Annotated in this window: 18 protein-coding genes; 12 read left to right on the forward strand and 6 right to left on the reverse strand. The window is 40.8% G+C overall.

Translation table 11 applies throughout. The features are described from left to right. Nucleotides 1-16 precede the first annotated feature (16 nt). The 10 genes from NSS65_RS01135 (at nucleotide 17) to NSS65_RS01180 (ending at nucleotide 8,294) form a co-directional block, all read left to right on the forward strand. Entirely contained in the window at nucleotides 17-739 is a 723-nt protein-coding gene (locus NSS65_RS01135) for an ABC transporter ATP-binding protein (RefSeq protein ID WP_070326621.1), read from the forward strand. Next, nucleotides 732-2,153, forward strand: a complete 1,422-nt coding sequence (gene skfF, locus NSS65_RS01140; protein WP_070326622.1) for a sporulation killing factor system integral membrane protein — start codon at nucleotides 732-734, stop codon at nucleotides 2,151-2,153. Before NSS65_RS01135 ends, skfF begins: the two co-directional genes overlap by 8 nt. A gap of 19 nt (nucleotides 2,154-2,172) precedes the next feature. After that, complete coding sequence (locus tag NSS65_RS01145) at nucleotides 2,173-2,688, forward strand: HEAT repeat domain-containing protein (protein WP_061110467.1); 516 nt, start codon at nucleotides 2,173-2,175, stop codon at nucleotides 2,686-2,688. After that, a complete protein-coding gene (locus NSS65_RS01150; RefSeq protein WP_061110466.1) occupies nucleotides 2,688-3,113 on the forward strand; it encodes a TlpA disulfide reductase family protein in 426 nt (141 codons plus the stop codon). The genes NSS65_RS01145 and NSS65_RS01150 overlap by 1 nt, the downstream gene beginning before the upstream one ends. Before the next feature lie 81 nt (nucleotides 3,114-3,194). Next, entirely contained in the window at nucleotides 3,195-3,353 is a 159-nt protein-coding gene (locus NSS65_RS01155; RefSeq protein ID WP_231122841.1) for a hypothetical protein, read from the forward strand. 126 nt (nucleotides 3,354-3,479) lie between these two features. Beyond that, nucleotides 3,480-4,607, forward strand: a complete 1,128-nt coding sequence (locus NSS65_RS01160; RefSeq protein WP_302852354.1) for a DUF418 domain-containing protein — start codon at nucleotides 3,480-3,482, stop codon at nucleotides 4,605-4,607. A gap of 169 nt (nucleotides 4,608-4,776) precedes the next feature. Continuing rightward, nucleotides 4,777-5,148 (forward strand): GntR family transcriptional regulator, encoded by a 372-nt coding sequence (locus NSS65_RS01165; protein ID WP_268480609.1) that lies wholly within the window; start codon nucleotides 4,777-4,779, stop codon nucleotides 5,146-5,148. 5 nt (nucleotides 5,149-5,153) lie between these two features. Continuing rightward, nucleotides 5,154-6,029, forward strand: a complete 876-nt coding sequence (locus NSS65_RS01170) for an ABC transporter ATP-binding protein (protein ID WP_342467324.1) — start codon at nucleotides 5,154-5,156, stop codon at nucleotides 6,027-6,029. Beyond that, nucleotides 6,013-6,618 carry an ABC-2 transporter permease gene (locus NSS65_RS01175; RefSeq protein ID WP_144472700.1) on the forward strand — a complete coding sequence of 202 codons (606 nt, stop codon included), beginning with the start codon at nucleotides 6,013-6,015 and terminating at the stop codon, nucleotides 6,616-6,618. Before NSS65_RS01170 ends, NSS65_RS01175 begins: the two co-directional genes overlap by 17 nt. Before the next feature lie 287 nt (nucleotides 6,619-6,905). Further along, nucleotides 6,906-8,294 carry an amino acid permease gene (locus NSS65_RS01180; RefSeq protein ID WP_041115338.1) on the forward strand — a complete coding sequence of 463 codons (1,389 nt, stop codon included), beginning with the start codon at nucleotides 6,906-6,908 and terminating at the stop codon, nucleotides 8,292-8,294. A gap of 39 nt (nucleotides 8,295-8,333) precedes the next feature. On the opposite strand, the gene NSS65_RS01185 is transcribed toward NSS65_RS01180, so the two are convergent. From NSS65_RS01185 to NSS65_RS01200, 4 genes are all read right to left on the reverse strand, one after another. Beyond that, nucleotides 8,334-9,215: a glycerophosphodiester phosphodiesterase gene (locus NSS65_RS01185; RefSeq protein ID WP_081123908.1), complete on the reverse strand. Its 882-nt coding sequence runs from the start codon at nucleotides 9,213-9,215 to the stop codon at nucleotides 8,334-8,336. A gap of 92 nt (nucleotides 9,216-9,307) precedes the next feature. Further along, nucleotides 9,308-10,642 carry a glycerol-3-phosphate transporter gene (glpT, locus tag NSS65_RS01190; protein WP_024424430.1) on the reverse strand — a complete coding sequence of 445 codons (1,335 nt, stop codon included), beginning with the start codon at nucleotides 10,640-10,642 and terminating at the stop codon, nucleotides 9,308-9,310. A gap of 224 nt (nucleotides 10,643-10,866) precedes the next feature. Continuing rightward, complete coding sequence (locus NSS65_RS01195; protein WP_144496782.1) at nucleotides 10,867-11,637, reverse strand: SurA N-terminal domain-containing protein; 771 nt, start codon at nucleotides 11,635-11,637, stop codon at nucleotides 10,867-10,869. A gap of 152 nt (nucleotides 11,638-11,789) precedes the next feature. Next, nucleotides 11,790-13,853: a thioredoxin domain-containing protein gene (locus NSS65_RS01200; RefSeq protein ID WP_342467325.1), complete on the reverse strand. Its 2,064-nt coding sequence runs from the start codon at nucleotides 13,851-13,853 to the stop codon at nucleotides 11,790-11,792. Between the two features lie 278 nt (nucleotides 13,854-14,131). Between NSS65_RS01200 and emrC the strand changes: the two genes are divergently transcribed. Then, the gene (emrC, locus tag NSS65_RS01205; RefSeq protein WP_342467326.1) at nucleotides 14,132-14,509 is read left to right on the forward strand and encodes a multidrug efflux transporter outer membrane subunit EmrC; all 378 of its coding nucleotides are present in this window, start codon (nucleotides 14,132-14,134) and stop codon (nucleotides 14,507-14,509) included. A gap of 336 nt (nucleotides 14,510-14,845) precedes the next feature. Here emrC and fabF read toward each other — a convergent pair whose 3' ends face one another. Beyond that, nucleotides 14,846-16,078: a beta-ketoacyl-ACP synthase II gene (fabF, locus tag NSS65_RS01210; RefSeq protein ID WP_070326625.1), complete on the reverse strand. Its 1,233-nt coding sequence runs from the start codon at nucleotides 16,076-16,078 to the stop codon at nucleotides 14,846-14,848. Between the two features lie 103 nt (nucleotides 16,079-16,181). On the opposite strand from fabF, the gene NSS65_RS01215 reads away from it, so the two are divergent. Beyond that, the gene (locus tag NSS65_RS01215) at nucleotides 16,182-17,018 is read left to right on the forward strand and encodes a helix-turn-helix transcriptional regulator (protein ID WP_111927596.1); all 837 of its coding nucleotides are present in this window, start codon (nucleotides 16,182-16,184) and stop codon (nucleotides 17,016-17,018) included. Nucleotides 17,019-17,159: 141 nt separating this feature from the next. Here NSS65_RS01215 and NSS65_RS01220 read toward each other — a convergent pair whose 3' ends face one another. Beyond that, the gene (locus NSS65_RS01220) at nucleotides 17,160-17,768 is read right to left on the reverse strand and encodes a transglutaminase family protein (RefSeq protein ID WP_342467327.1); all 609 of its coding nucleotides are present in this window, start codon (nucleotides 17,766-17,768) and stop codon (nucleotides 17,160-17,162) included. Nucleotides 17,769-17,792 lie beyond the last annotated feature (24 nt).

Consider the following 17,792-nt stretch of genomic DNA (forward strand, 5'->3'; position numbering starts at 1 on the left):
CAAAGGGAGAGATTTGATGCCATTCATGGAGGTTCAGAATGTAAGCAAACGATATAGCAATGGTGATGGGATAGAGGATTTGTCGTTTTCCATCGAAGCAGGTGAGGTTGTGGCACTGCTTGGGCCTAATGGTGCCGGGAAGACGACAACGATTCGATGTTTAACGGGTCTATATAAACCAGATGGAGGGGAAATTCTCATAGAGGGTTTCCCGCCTGGTCATTCCCATGTTCAAAAACAAGTCGCGCTTATTCCTGATCACCCCTATTTGTATCCAGACCTAACGGCTGCTGAACATGTTCAATTCCGTGCACGTGGATATCATAAAGGCTTAAAACAGATCAAGGAAAAGGTATATGGAGCGTTGAAAGAAGTAAATATGGAAAAAAAGATGAATGAACTGTGCGGAAGGCTGTCAAGAGGCCAAAAGCAGCGTGTTGTCTTAGCAGGGGCCATTGTTCAAGATGCCTCCCTTTTTATATTAGATGAACCGACTGTTGGGTTAGATATACCGTCAAAACAGTGGCTGTCGGATTGGCTGAGACAAAAAAGCAGTCAAGGTGGGTCGGTCTTTGTGTCGACTCATAGTCTGGAATTCGTTCTCGATACGGCCAGCAGGGTGGTATTGATTCGAGACGGTGCCATCATGAAGAACATGGATGTTCCTCAATTAAAGGAAGAACAGAGTGAGTGGAGGGCAGAAGTCATTCAACTTCTGGGGGAGTGGTCAAGTGAATAACACACTCTCCCTATTATGGATGAAATCTCAAAGGCGCTTTATCAGTAAAAATCAAGAAAAGAAAATGCCTTTTCTGATCTTACTTCTTTTCATTGCGGCAATTGGTTTTCAGCTAAGCGCAGTTTCAAGTATGGGTGATTGGAATGCGGTTGCAGCTGGGTGGATCATTGTCTGTTTGTTTGTTCTCTATACGGGGTTTGGCTTGTTTACAAATCGGCTGCCTAGTCAGATGAACGATATCATTTGGTTATATGGAAATGGCGCTTCTCTATGGACGGTTGTTATCAGTGTGTGGATGTATCACATTTTCTGGCGAGGGGCTCTTCTCATTATCTCTGCTTTGACTGCGGACCTTCTTCTGTTTTTTATGACGCAGCAGTACCCGTTTCTGCTTGGCAAATCACTTATCCTGACAGGGCTGTTATGTTTGGTCGAAACTTGGATGATTGCGGTGTCTTGTGCTAGAACCATTAGAATATATAAGCGACTGCTCTTACTCGGCTTTGTATTGATGTTTTTCAGCTATGCACTGCTTGTTTTAAATCAATTAATGATGAAACAGCCCTCATTGATGAACTTTGCTGATTCTTTGATGTTTCAATCTGGACGTATGATCGAAGAGTTCTCCATTCTTTCTGTCTTCATTTTTATTGGAGTGATGTTTCTATCTTTCATGATGATGTACAAGGCTAGTCATCGTTTAGAGATGAAGGAGTCTTTAGTCAAGGAAGCAGTATTTTGGGAGGAATTTGAGGGGAAACATATTCAATCAAGTCCAATCGTTCAAAAAAAGAGCAGGACATGGTGGGGACTTCCGGCATTAACGGGCATTTGGGCTTTTCTTTGGATTGAATTATTGCTGATAAAAAAGTATATGATTTTCCATGTACTATCTACTATGCTGTTAATTGGTACTTACTATGTCGTCTTTACTTATTTTTCAGATTGGCTGAATCTATTCTTGATCGTCATTGCGGCATCCGTTCTTTTTAGTTCATATTATGCAGGGATTGTAAGACACGCACAAACAGGAGTGCTCTACCTTTTTCCAGGTGTTTTATATCAAAAAATCATTCTGTTAGAGGTGTTTCAAACTTTTTGGCTGTATGCGTTCTACTTGATTTCTCTTTATTTGGCTGAAATTCAGGATGTATTGTATTGGACCTTATTTGGTGGAGGAGTTTATATATGGTTTTTGGCCATACGGCTCTTTGCCTTTATGCAGCCTCTGAGACGAGAAATGAGTTTTGCTTTGGCTGCCTATTATCGATCATTGCTATTTGCGTCTGTGATCAGTGCGATGGTCATGATTAGTATTCATCTCATCACTAATGGCTTGTTGACTACAATTGTATCCCTAGTGGCTGGGGCTGGATTTTATGTGCTTTGTTATCGATACCGTGCGGTTCATTAAAAAGAGGAGTTGATTGTAAATGAAACCAGAAAATAAGCTGTCTCAATCAGTTCAACAATTGGCCAATACAAATGAAGTAACGATCGTTCAAGCAATAGGTGATTTAAGAAAATATGGAAAAGATGCAGTGCCCGTCCTTGTTGAGGCTTTAAAAGAAAAAGGCTCTCTGCGGAACATTGCAGCAGCTGTACTTGGTGAATTTGGAGCAGATGCGGGGGACGCAGCAGAACCGCTAGCTCGGCTATTAGAAAGTGACGAAGAAGATACAAGAATGGCCGCTGCCATGTCACTCATGAGGATTGGGCAACCTAGCTTGCCATTTCTTCTGGCACTGGCTAAACGTTATGAGGGACCTACTTGTTTCTGGGCATCATGGTGTATCTCTTGGATTGATCCATCAAAAATTGAAAAAAACATGTACGAGTGCTTAAAACAAGAACAAGAAAATCCAACAGGCAGCGTCACTCCTTTTGCTGCTGAGGAAGCATTAGGAAAAATCATCGCCTTTCAGCTAAAAGATAAGGGGGATGTATAGTGGGAACGCAGAAACTCAACTGGCCTGAGAATCTTCCTTGGATTTACCCTTCAGATCAAAGGAGTGTACCTAAGGGACAGCATCAGCTTCTTTATTTTTGGTCAGTCAATTGTCCTCATTGTGAAGAATTAACCAATCATATCCTACAACGTGTGAATGAGCTGGGTATTCATTTAACCTGTGTCCATGTTCCATATACAGAAGAGGAAAAATCGGCAGATGTTGTTTCAGAGTATGCAGAGGAAAAGAATATGAACGCTCCTATTGTATTGGATCAAGATTATGAGATTGTTTCAAAGTATAAGATTCAAGGATTACCTAGCTTTTGCCTCTTTGATCAAGAGGGGCAGTTAATAGATCGAAAAATGGGAGATACCGGCTGGGAAAGAATATTGAAAAAGTTAGAAAAACATTCAATTGGATAAACAGTGGAGGAGAGAGTGTTGTTTTAATCAAACAAAGAATTAAAAAGAAACGTCATTTTTTTCGCAGGTGTTGGAGCGGTTTTGCTGGTTTTAATGATGCTGAAATGGCTGCCGATTTCTGCAGACTTGGAAATGGCGTTGATTTTATTCGGTTTGGGAATTTTGTTTTATTTGAAGCGTGTGCTGCGGGAAGAAGAAAGTCATAAGTTACAAGTATTCAGTATGATACCTAGAATATAGATTCTAGGTTTTTTTATTAAATTTACCTTAAAACACACCTTTTCACATGGGGATATGAACCAATTTTTTAAAAGTGTGGTAGGATAAATATGCTTTATCTTTATATTGTCTGAAGGAGCTGTCGTGTTGAAGGGATCTAGGGTTGAGTTTATTGATAGTTTACGTGGTTTTAGTTTATTAGGTATTTTGATTGTGAATATGCTTAATTTCCAATATGATTATGATTTTGAGAAGATGTTTGATTCGAGTTTTTGGGGACAGGAATTCGGTGTATATGTGACGGAAATTTTGTTCCAAGGGTCTTTTTATCCGATTTTCTCCTTTTTGTTTGGGTATTCTTTTATCAAGCTGATTGAATCGACGAAGGCCAAGGGGCTGAATACGAATGCCATTGTCGTTCGCCGTGGTTTTGGTTTGATTGTGCTTGGGATGCTGCATTACATCTTTATTTGGAACGGTGACATTCTTCTTTATTATGGAGCTTGTACATTTTTCTTGATGATGTTTTTGAGCAGCCGGATTAAAACAATGCTTATTTGGTCGGGTGTGTTAGGTGCGTTGTCATTAGTCGTTTTGCCATACATGATGAAATTTGTTTATGGGACTGATGATTTATTAACCGATGTGTATGCAAAAGGTGATTATGGGGATATTTTGCTCAGCCGGATTACGGTTGAAGACGATATGATGATTGTGACCATGATCCTAGCGATCGTGACCATTGCGCTTATGCCGATATTAGGTTTTCTTTTTGGTACGATCATGGTTGGCCCGTTTGCACTGCTTGGCATGGCGATCGGGAAAAAGGGTCATTTGACAGAAGAAGATCGAGGAATGGCTTATCGTAAAGGCTGGGTTTGGATGATTATCATCGGGCTCGTTTTAAAATGTGCGACGTTCATTGATGCTCCTTGGAGTGAATTGGTGATTACGCTGGGTGCCTATGTGCTGACGATTGGGTATATTCAAGCCTTTATTGTTTTCTACTATTCGAAGGCAGCCCAAGGTTTCAAACGCCTGCTTGCAGGGCTTGGCCGTTTGTCTCTCTCAAACTATTTGGCGCAGTCGATTATTTGTACAACGATTTTCTATTCTTATGGACTTGGTCTATTTGGACAATTGGGATCAATGTTTGGGCTGCTGCTTGCTGTCGGACTGTACACAGCACAGCTGTTCATCAGCTATCTCTATTTGAAAAAATGGAGAAGAGGTCCTGTGGAGTGGCTTATGGGAAAATGGGTATATTGGAAATAAAGCATTTTGTTAAAGAACCGCATGGCTTAAGGGCTGTGCGGTTTTTTATTTTAAAAAAATGAGGAGAACACTTTTTAAAATGCTTGAATATTCTTTTAGTGTGTATATAATGTATATATAGTGTATATACAATATTTTGTTTCAACTATCTGAAAAAAGAGGTTTTTATATGCAAATTACGATTTCAAACCATTCTAAGGAGCCTATCTATGAGCAAATTACGAATCAAATCAAATCGATGATTTTAACGGGTGAGCTTGCGGAAGGTGCAGCGCTGCCGTCTATTCGAAAACTGGCGAAGGATCTACAAATTAGCGTGATTACAACAAAGCGAGCGTATGAAGAGTTAGAGAAGGCGGGATTTATTTATTCGATTGTAGGCAAGGGATCTTTTGTTGCGGAACAAAACCTAGAAGTGATGAGAGAGAAGAAGTTGAAGGTGATCGAGGAACAGCTTGGAGCAGTAGTCACAAACGGGAAAGAATTAGGCTTATCTTTTAATGAATTGCAGCAGTTATTAAAGTTCTTATATGAGGAGTGAGATGAGTGGAGCATGTGATTGAATTCAAAGGAGTATCGAAACGATTCAAGGATTTTTCCGTTCAGGATATTGATTTACAGGTCAAGAAAGGCTTTGTCACAGGGTTTATTGGAGAGAATGGAGCGGGTAAGTCGACCACCATTAAAATGATCATGAATTTGTTAAAACCCGATTCAGGTGACATAAAGGTCTTTGGATTGGATTATCATACTCATGAAAAAGAAATTAAGGAACGAATCGGATTTGTTTACGATGCCAATGTTTTTTTTCCAGGGCTGAATTTAAAGGACATCAAACGGATTGTGGCACCAGCCTATAAACGCTGGGATGACCGGCTTTTTGATCAATATATTGAACAGTTTGGTCTGCCGCTGAATAAAGCGATTAAAACATTTTCAAAAGGGATGCAGATGAAGGCTTCACTAGCGATTGCGCTGTCACATCATGCAGAGCTGATTATCATGGATGAACCAACTGCTGGTTTAGATCCGGTTTTTAGAAGAGAGCTGCTCAGCACGTTACAAGAATTGATGATTGATGGAAATAAGACGATCTTTTTCTCGACGCATGTGACGACTGATTTAGACCGGATTGCGGATTATATTGCGTTTATACAAAATGGAAGATTGGTCTTTCAACATTCGATTCATGAAGTGGCAGAAAGTTATGCGCTTGTGAAAGGGAGCCTGGAGTTGTTGGATCGAGACACAGAAAAGGCCTTTGTCCATATCCAGCGTACAGCAGCCGGATTTGAAGCATTAACCGATCGTGTTGATGAGGTGAAACTTATTTTTGGGGATGCTGTTGTGATTGAACCGGCGTCGCTTGAGGATATCATGTTTTATTTGAAAGGCGGGGTTGCGCATGTTTCATTTAATTAAGCGTGATGTGATTTTGCAAAAGAAGCAGTTACTTATTTTTATTCCGTTTATCTTATTTTTTATTTTCATGGATGTCCATCCAGTATTGACGTTTCTAGTCGCTAGTGTCTTCATTCCATTTAACACATATGCGTATGATGAAAAGGCAGAAACGAATATTCTATTAAACTCCTTGCCCTATACACGTAAAGAAATTATCGCATCACGTTATCTTGGCGCCATTTTCTATATGAGTATTGCGATCGTGCTGACAAGTGCTGCATTATTTGTTTTTGGGAAGCTGTTTTCGCTGTCAGATATTGCGATTGGCAGCGGGTTGTTTTTATTGTTCGCGGCGTGTACGTTTCCATTGTTTTATATCTTAAAGCCTGGTTATATCACAACGGCAGTGATCATTGGCTTTATCGTATTATCTGCTATGGGACCGCCTGTTGTTCTCTATTTGGCAGAGCAATTTAGTGGGATCACTGATTTTATTATGAATTTATCGATCCCTGTTTTATATACGGGGTCAGCTGTGCTGATTATGCTCTTCTACTTGCTGTCTTGGGGACTTTCTACTGTGATTTATCAGAGGAAAGTGTTTTAGGAAAGCAATTGCTGATGTTCCTATAAATTTACAGTTTGAGCTTAGAAGACCGTGTGAGCGGTCTTTTTTTGAAGATTTTTCTGGTTATTGATTATATCAATATAAAAAAATTTGAACTTAATTTTATGTCAGAATATTTTGTTAATAGTGTTTTCCTCAAAAAAACAATTGTTTTTTAAGGGTAGATTTATTATGATAATATACATCGAAAGATTGATGTTTCTCAATCAGAATGAAAATTCTGATTTTTATTTTTTATGTTGTTTTGTTGATGAGGGGGAAGAAAAGTGGCTCAAAAGGAATTAAAGAGAGGGTTAAGTGCCCGCCATATTCAAATGATCGCTCTTGGCGGCACAATCGGTGTTGGCTTATTTATGGGGTCAGCGAAGGCCATTCAGTGGACAGGTCCATCGGTTCTTCTAGCGTACGCAGTGTGTGGTATTTTTATCTTTTTTATTATGCGTGCGATGGGAGAAATGTTATATCTTGAGCCGAGTACAGGGTCATTTGCTACATTCGGGCATCAATATATTCATCCGCTTGCAGGGTATATGACGGCTTGGAGTAACTGGTTCCAGTGGGTCATTGTCGGAATGTCTGAAATTATTGCGGTTGGGGCTTATATGAAATATTGGTTCCCAGAGCTGCCTGCGTGGATTCCAGGGTTAATTGCGATGATCATTTTAGGAGCAGCCAACTTGATTTCGGTTAAGTCGTTCGGTGAATTTGAATTTTGGTTTGCGATGATCAAAATTGTGACAATTATCTTGATGATTATTGCAGGTTTAGGCATTATTTTCTTCGGATTTGGAAATGGCGGAACTCCTATTGGGCTGTCTAACCTTTGGGCGCATGGCGGGTTCTTTACAGGTGGGTTTAGCGGATTCCTGTTTGCGTTGTCTCTAGTCATTGCTGCTTATCAAGGTGTCGAGCTGATTGGGATTACAGCCGGTGAGGCGCAAAATCCTCAAAAGACGCTGACAAATGCCATCAAAAGTATCATCTGGCGTATTTTGATTTTCTATATCGGTGCGATCTTTGTCATTGTGACTGTGTATCCTTGGGATCAGTTGAATACCCTTGGCAGTCCATTTGTGGCGACGTTTGCGAAGATCGGGATTACAGCAGCAGCTGGTATTATTAACTTTGTTGTCATTACAGCAGCGATGTCCGGCTGTAATAGTGGTATTTTCAGTGCGGGACGTATGCTTTATACATTAGGAGTGAATGGGCAGGCGCCTGCTTTCTTTACGAAAATTTCGAAGAACGGTGTACCGTATTTTGGGACATTCGCTGTGCTGATTGGTTTAGCGATAGGAGTGGTCCTGAATTATGTTTCTCCGCCAAACATTTTCGTCTATGTGTATAGTGCGAGCGTCCTTCCTGGGATGGTGCCTTGGTTTGTCATTTTGATTAGTCATATTGGCTTCAGAAAGGCAAAGGGGGCAGCACTTGATCAGCACCCGTTCAAGATGCCGCTAGCACCATTTTCTAACTATCTTACAATCGGATTTTTATTGATGGTTCTTGTGTTTATGCTCATTAATCAGGATACGCGTATTTCTCTTATTGTAGCAATTGGATTCTTGATTTTAGTGGCACTTAGCTTTTTTGTATTTGGAATTGGAAAACGAAAGCCGATTGAAACAGCTTCTTCTGATCAAACGGTGAAATAATCAAAAGCCTTGCGTGATGGACCGCAAGGCTTTTTTTATTTAGAGTGAAGCTTTTACACGGTTAAAGACATCTGGATAGTTGGTGAAAAGGCCGGTGACGCCGTATTGCAGTAGACGGATCATGTCTGCTTCGCTGTTGACTGTATATGGATGAAGGAGGAGTCCGTGGCTTCTGACCTGCTGGACGTTTTCAGGTGTTAATGCTCTGAAATTCGGTCCAACACCCACGGCGTACGTTTTGATAAAGTCGAGCTGATCGTCTGTGATGGATGTCATTTGGTTTCTGTCTAATAGCTGTACTTTTGGCAGGCGTGGAGCTAATTTCTGCAGCTTTATCAGGCTGTCCTGACTAAAGGATTGTATGATAACCTGCCCTTTTCTTGTGTGTTTCCCAAGAAGATGATGTTTCTTTAAGGCGGCCAATAGTTTTTCTTCCATTTGCGGATAAAGGTCTGGTTTTTTTGTTTCAATATAATAATTCTCTCGTTTTCCGAAATAGCGCAGCACCTCATCTAATGTAAGGACTCTCTGTCCGATATAGTTGGCATTTTGTCTGTCGGGATTGGCTTCGTTAAACCAGGTACCAGCATCAAGCTGTTTGATTTCGGCAAGTGTGAGGTCTTTGACCCAGCCTGTTCCGTTTGTGGTTCGGTCAACGGTTTCATCATGCATCACGATGAGATGTCCATCCTTTGTCATTTGAAGGTCGAGTTCGAGGTAATCTGCATTCATTTTTTTGGCGAGCTTGTAGGAAGCCAGGGTATGCTCTGGTGCATACCCTGATGCTCCGCGGTGTGCAACGGTTAAGATGCGATCTGGAGATAAAAGGTTTTCATGTGCCGATACGGTGGCCGGCACCCACGCAAAAGACAGTAAAGCAAAAGAGAGCAACACGAAAGCAAGTAATCTACTTTTCTTCATATTTTATCCTCCTTTTACGGTAACTGCCTCCATCATAAGAAATAGATGTAAAGAGCATGTTGGGCAGATATGAATCTTTTATGTGATTTTCATTAAGCTTGCTCTACGCGCTTTCCTGTATTCCATGTCATGGCGAGGAAAACAATCGCAAGCACACAAGAACCAACCAGTAAAATGAAGCCTCCTGTCCAGTCATAGTGATCCACGACGACACCCATCATGGCATTGGCAAAGGCAGAGCCGCCAATGTAGCCGAAGAAGCCTGTCAGTCCGGCAGCAGTGCCAGCCGCTTTTTTCGGAGCGAGATCAATGGCTTGAAGTCCAATGAGCATGACAGGTCCGTAAATCAAAAAACCGATGCTGATAAGGGCAATGTTATCGACCATTGGATTGCCTGCAGGGTTTAGCCAGTAAACAAGAACGGCAATTAACACCCCGGCCATAAAGATGACGCCAGCTGGTGCGCGGCGGCTTCTGAAGAAGCGGTCACTAATCCAGCCGCACAATAATGTACCGGGAATGCCTGCATATTCATAAAGAAAATAAGACCAGCGTGAATGCTCTGGTGAAAAGCCTTTTGCTTCTGTTAAGTAGGTCGGCGCCCAGTCCACGACACCGTAACGGACGAAGTACACAAAGACGTTGGCAATGGCGATATACCATAGGAATTTATTGTTGAGTACATATTTAAATAAAATTTCTTTCACTGTTAATTCTTTTTCTTGATCCTCATAGTTTTGTGCCGGATAGTCATTTCGATATTCCTCGATTGGCGGAAGACCAGTGGATTGCGGGGTATCCCGTACAAGAAGAATGATCACGAAGGAGACGATAATGGCAATGATGGCAGGGAAGAAAAAGATACTTTTCCACGTCGCAAACAGTACAATCCCTAATGTGATAAGCGGTGCAAGAATCCCCCCGCCGATATTGTGAGCGACGTTCCAAATGGACATTTTCGTACCACGTTCACTAACCGAAAACCAGTGCGCCATCGTACGCCCGCATGGCGGCCACCCCATGCCTTGAAACCAGCCGTTTAAGAACATGAATAAAAACATGATCCATACACTGGATGTGACCCACGGAAATGAGACAAATAGGATATTGATAAGAGCTGATAAAAAAAGTCCGGCAGCTAAAAAGTATCTGGGGTTACAGCGGTCTGAGATCATCCCCATGATGAATTTACTAAAGCCATAAGCAATGGATACGGCTGCGAGTACAAAGCCTAATTCACTTTTTGTGAACCCCTCTTCCTGTAGATATGGAATAGCAAAAGCGAAATTTTTGCGCAGCAAATAGTAGCCCGCATACCCGATAAAGATGCCTAGAAAGACTTGCAGCCGCAGCCGCTTATACGTCTCGTCTGTTTTGGCATCATCAAGCCTGTCGATATGCGGAGCAGGTTTAAACCATTTGAACATAATGATCCTCCTTTTGTAGATGTCCGATTGACTGAAGCAAAAGTACGAGAATTGCTTTTGATCCTGTACCTTTTCAGAGACAAAAGAATTGTTAGCGCTTTCTTTTGTACTCCCATCATATCGGATGGAAGAGACGTTTATGATGAGGCTTTTGTCATAAATTTGGAAAAATAGTTCATGAAGTAACAAAAAAACCCGCACAATGGCGGATTTTTTCTTAGCGGTTATAGAGAAACATTAATTTTCGCAGATTTCTTTAGTTTTTCAATTTCTTTTTGGACTTCTTTTTGCTTTTCTTGAGATTCTAGCTGTTTTTTAATTTGTGATTTAACCTCTTTGTATTCTGGTGCTTTTTGCTGTTGTTTTTTCATTTGGTCTGCGTATTGATCATAGTACGCTTTGACGTCTTTCTCAGAGACGGAGGCTGATTTGATTTCTTTATCGACATATTGGCTGTATTTGATGCTGTCGGCAATGTCACTCTTCAGCTGATCCAATGTGAGTCCGCTCTTTTTAAGTGCTTCTTCGAATTGAGCGTTGTCTTTGAACTGTTTCTTTTCTTCCTTTAGCTGCTTATCTACCTCTTTGTCAGAGGCTTTGAAGCCCTTCTTCTCAGCATCTTGCAGGATGAGCTCTTGTCCTACGAGCGCATCAATGGTTTGTTTCTTGACTGCTTTCTCGCCTTCTTTAGAAGTTGGGTCTTGCCCGGATTGCTGAAGCTGGCCTTGAATGGTAGATAAGGCGCTATTGTATTCACTGCCTGTGATTTTGTCTTTGTTGACGGTCGCAACGACCTTTTGATCATCGATTTTTTGTGCGTCTAATTTCTTTTGCATTTCTTCCATTTGCTTTTGCTGCTCTTTTTGATCAGCCTGTGTTGTTTCCTTGTTTTTGGCTGCGTCGTTTTGCTTATCTTGTTTGGCATCGTTTGACGAGCAGGCTGCAAGTCCAACAGATAACAAACAAGCGATGAGTGTGTATGATACCTTTTTCATCATTTTCTCTCCCTTCGGTATGAGAACGTCTAGTGCGCATTCTAACCGTTTTTTAGGAAAAATAAAACCGTACAGACAATTTGTTAGCGGATTGACATGTTTTTTATCTGTTTGTCCTCATTTTGTCTTCTCATAGTCATCTCATGACAAACTCAATTGTGGAATAATTGTTCCATCACTTCGTCGATATCGGTGATTGGCTGGCGGCAGCTGTAATTTTCACAAATATACACGGTGGTTTTGCCATCGATTGTTTTGTAATCTTTTGTAAAGGGCGCGAGCTTCGCTAATTCTTTCCCTGTTTCGGCAGTCAATATGATATCAAATGGAACGAAGCGTTTTTGAAGCGCCTGTAAAAGCCGTTCTTTTTGAGGGTCGCCGTTTTTTCCGAGAATGATGATTTCTCTTTTGGTTGCATATTGACTTAGGAGCCCTTGCAGAAACGCTGTGTGTCCGCTTGGGTAGGAAGAGACATCGACATAAAAGGCTTTGAACATCTGTTCTAATGTTTTCAGCCAGTCTTGACGTCCTGTCATTGTGCTGAGTTTCAAAAGCTGATGGAGTGCGGTGCTGTTACCAGAAGGCATGGCGCCGTCGTACACTTCTTTTTCTCGAACGAGGAGCGCTTCCGCATCTGATCCCGAGAAGAAAAAGCCCCCTTTTTCCTTGTCCCAAAACAGCTCAAACATGTTCTCGGCAATGGCTGCCGCCTTTTCCAGCCACGCTAACTCAAAGGTCGCTTCGTATAAAGACATATACGCTTTTAGCATATGCGCATAATCCTCGATAAAGCCGAGATGCTTCACGTCACCTTCTCTGTAGCGGACCATGAGCCGATCATGTTGGACGAGGTGTGTTTCTAGAAAAGACATCGCCTGCTTCGCCATACGGATCGCTTCCTCTGCATCAAAGACCCTTCCTGCTTTGGCGAGAGCTGAGATCATCAGCGCATTCCAAGATGTAAGCACCTTGTCATCGACAAGCGGCGCGGGTCGCTGTTGTCTGACTGATTGTAAAATATGCCGCGCTTCTTGCAGCTTGGATTGAAGGGTTTTATCGTCGATCGAAAAAGAGGCTTTGATGTCCTCAAAAGAGGTAGAAATGGTATGAGGGATGTTCTCCCCTTCAAAGTTCCCCTCTTCTGTGATGTGATAGACGTCGCAAAATAAAGCGCCAAGCTCCTCCCCTAAATGGGTGATGATCTCATCTTTTGCCCAGACGTAATATTGTCCTTCTTTCCCTTCAGAATCTGCATCTATCGCTGAATAAAAGGAGCCGCTAGAATTCATCATATCTTGTTTAATGAATTGGATCAGGCGTTGGACAAGTTTTTCATACTCAGGTTTTGAGGTGAGCTGATACGCTTCTGTGTAAGCTTCCATCAGCAAGGCATTATCATACAGCATTTTTTCAAAATGCGGCACAAGCCATTTCTCGTCTGTTGAATAACGAGAAAAACCCGAACCAATATGGTCATATATACCGCCATTTGCCATCCCATCTAACGTTTTCGTGACTGCATACAGCGCATTCTCCTGTCCTGACCATTCGTAATAGCGCATCAGAAATGAGAGCATATGAGGTGCAGGAAATTTCGGTGCGGAGCCGAATCCGCCATACAGTGTATCAAAGCTGCTCATGAGCTGGTAATAGGCTTTGTGAATTGCCTCTTGTGACAGCGTGTTTTCTGTCTGCCCTGCTGCTTTGATCCGCAGGTTATTTGTCGCCTTCTCTGCCAATGATTCAATATGATCCCGGTCGTTATGGTACGCATCCAGCAATTGTGTCAGTGCCTCGATGAAGCCAGGCCGCCCGTAAGCACTTCTTTTCGGGAAATATGTCCCAGCATAAAAAGGCTTTTGATCCGGCGTGACAAACACGTTCAACGGCCAGCCGCCTTGCCCCGTCATCATCTGACAAACCGACATATACATCGAGTCGATATCTGGACGCTCCTCACGATCGACTTTAATCGAAATAAAATGCTCGTTTAAGATGTCAGCGACTTGTTGATCTTCGAAGCTTTCGTGTGCCATGACGTGGCACCAGTGGCAAGTGGCGTAACCGATGCTGACAAGCACAGGTTTATTTTCACGCTTGGCTTTATCGAATGCTTCTTGCCCCCACGGGTACCAGTGAACTGGGTTGTGAGCGTGTTGAAGTAAATAAGGAGACTTCTCAGCGATTAATCTATTGGGCTTATTGTTAGTGGGCATTGGATCACCTTCTTTCACTTTTCATTATTTGTTTTTATGTTTACTGTACCATAGTGCAGTTTAGTTTATATCTTATTAGATTATCTAGATTAGATTTTATCTACTGGACTAAGGATCACCAGTCATTTTGCGCACAATTTTTTTGAAAAATAAAGACTTAAAAACATTTTTGGTTTCTTGTAAAGTTGTACTTAATAAAGATTTAGTGAAGTAAACCTATAAAGGTTTAATACAGTTTTTTAAGTCGTTGATTTTTTATACAGGAGGAGAGAGTAATAATGGCATATTTATATTTATTGCTCGCAATTATTGGTGAACTTATTGGTTCTTCTATGCTCAAGGCTGCAGAAGGCTTCTCAAAACTTTACCCTACTATTGGTACAATTATTTCTTTTATAGGCTCCCTGCTCTTCTTATCACTTGCAATGAAGACCATACCTTTGAATACCGCCTATGCACTTTGGTCTGGTATAGGTATTATTCTTACTACAATAATCTCGATTTTGATTTGGAAAGAAAAAATTAACGTTGCCAGTGTTACTGGGATTGTTTTGATACTTATAGGAGTTGTAATATTAAATCTTTTCGGGCCAGGTCATGGTGAAGCACATAGTGTTGAAAACGCAAGCGCTACAACAAACAATGAAGCTGAGTGATTAGAAAAGCATGAACATAAATATCAAAGCGGAGGATAACTTTTGTTATCCTCTTTTCTTTTTTTTGCATTTCAACATCTATCATGTCAAGACATGATAGTATTGCTATTGCAGCAAAGAAATGCAATCAAATTGCTCGCGCGTAGCCAAAATGTACCTTTTTACATTAAGAATTGTAAATGGATTTTTGATCTAATATATTACAATTAATGTAAATATAGTATAATATTATAAATCTGTGGGGTTAATATATCAGATTGAGGCCCTTCATAATTTGTCTGTGAGGTATTCCCAAAATGTAAAAAAATCAAGGGCTATAAACCCTTGATAGCTACATCAATCGTAATGCTTTAACAAGATGGCTGAATTATGTCCTCCAAAACCAAAAGAATTGGATAGCCCGTATTTCAAAGGAAGCTGTCTCGCTTCTAATACAACATCTAAATTGCAGTCTGGATCTTGATTCTCTACATTAATAGTTGGCGGAATCATTCCTCGTCTCAAACTTTCCACTAAAGCAATGGCTTCGACTCCGCCGGCAGCACCAAACATATGCCCTGTCATTGATTTGTTTGCCGTTGTTGGAATTTCACCTGAACGTTCACCAAATAATTTCTTAATAGCTAGAACTTCTGAACGATCACCTACTTGTGTACTTGTTGCATGTGCACTAATAACATCAATATCATCTGTTGATATATTTGCACTTCTCAACGCCTTTTTCATGGCTAAGTAGGCACCTTTACCTTCTGGGTGGGATGCTACCATATGATGAGCGTCTGAACTAGCTCCGTACCCAACTACTTCACATAATATCGGCGCATCTCTAAGAATCGCGTTTTCTAATGATTCTAATACTAAGATACCTGCGCCTTCACTCATCACAAAGCCATCTCTATCTGTATCGAATGGACGGCTGGCCCGGCTTGGGTCTTGGTTTCTAGTAGATAGTGCGTGTGCGTTTCCAAAACTGGCCAAAGATATCTGTGAAACAGCAGCTTCTGCTCCTCCGGCAAATATAATATCTGCATCATCATTTCGGATCGCATTGAAAGCTTCACCAATAGCGGTGTTCCCAATAGAACAAGCTGTGACTGGTGACAATGATGGCCCTTGTGCCCCTAATCTAATGCTGATTTGGGCCGCAGCTGCATTTGAAATCATCATGGGGACAAGGCTGGGGCTTACTCTTGAGGGACCTCGTTTATCTAATACATTGACATGATCAACAAGCGATTGGATTCCCCCGATTCCTGAACCAACATATACGCCTAAACGTTCAAGATCAACTTGATCTAACTGTAATTGCGAATTTTCTAATGCTTGTTCGGCTGCTGCTAAGGCAAACTGACTAAAACGGTCTAATCGTTTTGCTTCTTTTCTTCCCAATATTTCATCTGCATCGAAATCACGAACGATTCCAGCTATTTTTGTTTTATAATCAGTTGTATCAAAAGAATCAATGAGAGATATTCCCGATTGTCCTTTGGTTAGTTGATTCCAAAAGCTATTTACATCATTTCCAAGTGGAGAAATAATTCCCATTCCAGTAATGACAACTCTTTTCATGATCATTCCCTCCTTGTTTTTATTAACTTTAGCCATTGTGTTATCCTATTACAAGTTGTTGTTTATCCTAGTATAATTAATAATATTTTAAAGGGAGATCTTCATGAAACCTGAAACAAGACTTCAAGCATTATCAGAATTTCTAAAAAACCAACGTTCGAAAATTACGCCCCAAATGGTTGGTTTACCTGTAGGAACCCGCAGAAGAACACCAGGACTGAGAAGAGAAGAAGTGGCTCAACTAGCCGGTGTGAGTCTTACTTGGTATACATGGTTAGAGCAAGGCAGAGATATAAAAGTATCGACTTCGGTATTAGATGCGATTTCTCGAGCATTACAATTAAATAACGATGAAAGGAGATATTTGTACGCTTTAGCGTTAGAGGAAGGAGTGAAACAATCCTTTATCATTGAGAATGAGAAGGAAATCAGTCCGGCTTTAGTGAAAATTTTGCAGGAACTTCGTTATTGCCCGACGATTGTATCGGATAGAAGAAGCCAGATTGTTGGCTGGAATCAAGCAGCTGCGAACGTATTTTTGGACTTTGAACAAATCATCCCGGCAGAAAGGAATATCATACGCTTACTATTCGCAAGAAAGGAATTTAAAAGTTTAGCGGTGAATTGGGAGCATTTTGTTAGAGGATATATCGCCATATTTAGAACGTATTACGGACAGTATGTGGCAGATGACTGGTATGAGCAATTTATAGAAGAAATGGAGCAGGCATATCCTGAGTTTCGTAAAATTTGGAATGAAAATGAGATCAGCTATGCACCTGAAGTATTAATTGAATTTCGTCATGCTAAGGGAGGTAAAATGTTGTTTAATCTCACTTCATTACAAGTGTATGGGGATACTGATTTAAGATGCAGTGTCTATACTCCGGTTGAGGATACTGATACGGAGCTTAAGTTAAAACGTTTAATTGAAGGGTAGATATCGTTTGGATGAAGTTATTGAGTGTATTTAATATAAAATAGATCCTATGCAAATCAGTGACAAGGGGCATAACCGATGCTGACAAGCACCGGTTTATTTTCACGTTTGGCATTGTCGAAAGTCTTTTTGCCCCCAAGCCTATATCGTTTCTGGTAAATGATGTTTATACATCTCAATAGCATCTGTATGTTCTTTTAAAACGCTCATTGTCTTTGGATGTGGTTTAACATATATCAAAGGATAGTCGACTTCATCTAATTCTTGTTGGGTATGAAAAGCTAATCTTTCATGATCAAGTGAAAATTGAGCATCAATTCCTGTTTTGTTGCCGCGTGCATCTAATCGAATCCATTTATTAAGTGAATGAAAAAATACAGCATTTAATGCGTGAATACAATATCCCTTACCTGGCGTATCGAACAACATTAACCGCTGGTAACAAAAACCTGTAGGTATTTCTTGTGAGCGCAATAGAGCAGCTAATAGGTTGGACTTTGCGTAGCAAATTCCCTCTTTAAATGTTAATACCTCTGATGCATGACAAGTCACTCGTTTGGATTGAATATCCCATGTATGGGGAATTTCATCTCGAACAAACTCATAGGCTACTTTTGCTTTTTCTATTTCTGTCTGCAAAGGGTTGAAAAGTTCATTTGATTTTGCTCGAATAAGAGGATGAGAATAATCAACTTCAGCTAGTTCACATAAATAATCATCAAAATTTTTAGATTCACATGTCAAGTTCATTATAATGTCCCCTTTTCTCTATAC

This window comes from Bacillus sp. FSL K6-1006 (assembly GCF_038593175.1).
Taxonomy (GTDB): domain Bacteria; phylum Bacillota; class Bacilli; order Bacillales; family Bacillaceae; genus Bacillus; species Bacillus safensis.

What these genes read in the sequence shown, in the direction of transcription:
- NSS65_RS01135 (WP_070326621.1), top strand. Translation starts at nt 17, where the DNA reads ATGCCATTCATGGAGGTTCAGAATGTAAGCAAACGATATAGCAATGGT.
- NSS65_RS01145 (WP_061110467.1), top strand. Translation starts at nt 2,173, where the DNA reads ATGAAACCAGAAAATAAGCTGTCTCAATCAGTTCAACAATTGGCCAAT.
- NSS65_RS01165 (WP_268480609.1), top strand. Translation starts at nt 4,777, where the DNA reads ATGCAAATTACGATTTCAAACCATTCTAAGGAGCCTATCTATGAGCAA.
- NSS65_RS01175 (WP_144472700.1), top strand. Translation starts at nt 6,013, where the DNA reads ATGTTTCATTTAATTAAGCGTGATGTGATTTTGCAAAAGAAGCAGTTA.
- NSS65_RS01185 (WP_081123908.1), bottom strand. Translation starts at nt 9,215, where the DNA reads ATGAAGAAAAGTAGATTACTTGCTTTCGTGTTGCTCTCTTTTGCTTTA.
- glpT (WP_024424430.1), bottom strand. Translation starts at nt 10,642, where the DNA reads ATGTTCAAATGGTTTAAACCTGCTCCGCATATCGACAGGCTTGATGAT.
- NSS65_RS01195 (WP_144496782.1), bottom strand. Translation starts at nt 11,637, where the DNA reads ATGAAAAAGGTATCATACACACTCATCGCTTGTTTGTTATCTGTTGGA.
- NSS65_RS01200 (WP_342467325.1), bottom strand. Translation starts at nt 13,853, where the DNA reads ATGCCCACTAACAATAAGCCCAATAGATTAATCGCTGAGAAGTCTCCT.
- emrC (WP_342467326.1), top strand. Translation starts at nt 14,132, where the DNA reads ATGGCATATTTATATTTATTGCTCGCAATTATTGGTGAACTTATTGGT.
- fabF (WP_070326625.1), bottom strand. Translation starts at nt 16,078, where the DNA reads ATGAAAAGAGTTGTCATTACTGGAATGGGAATTATTTCTCCACTTGGA.
- NSS65_RS01215 (WP_111927596.1), top strand. Translation starts at nt 16,182, where the DNA reads ATGAAACCTGAAACAAGACTTCAAGCATTATCAGAATTTCTAAAAAAC.
- NSS65_RS01220 (WP_342467327.1), bottom strand. Translation starts at nt 17,768, where the DNA reads ATGAACTTGACATGTGAATCTAAAAATTTTGATGATTATTTATGTGAA.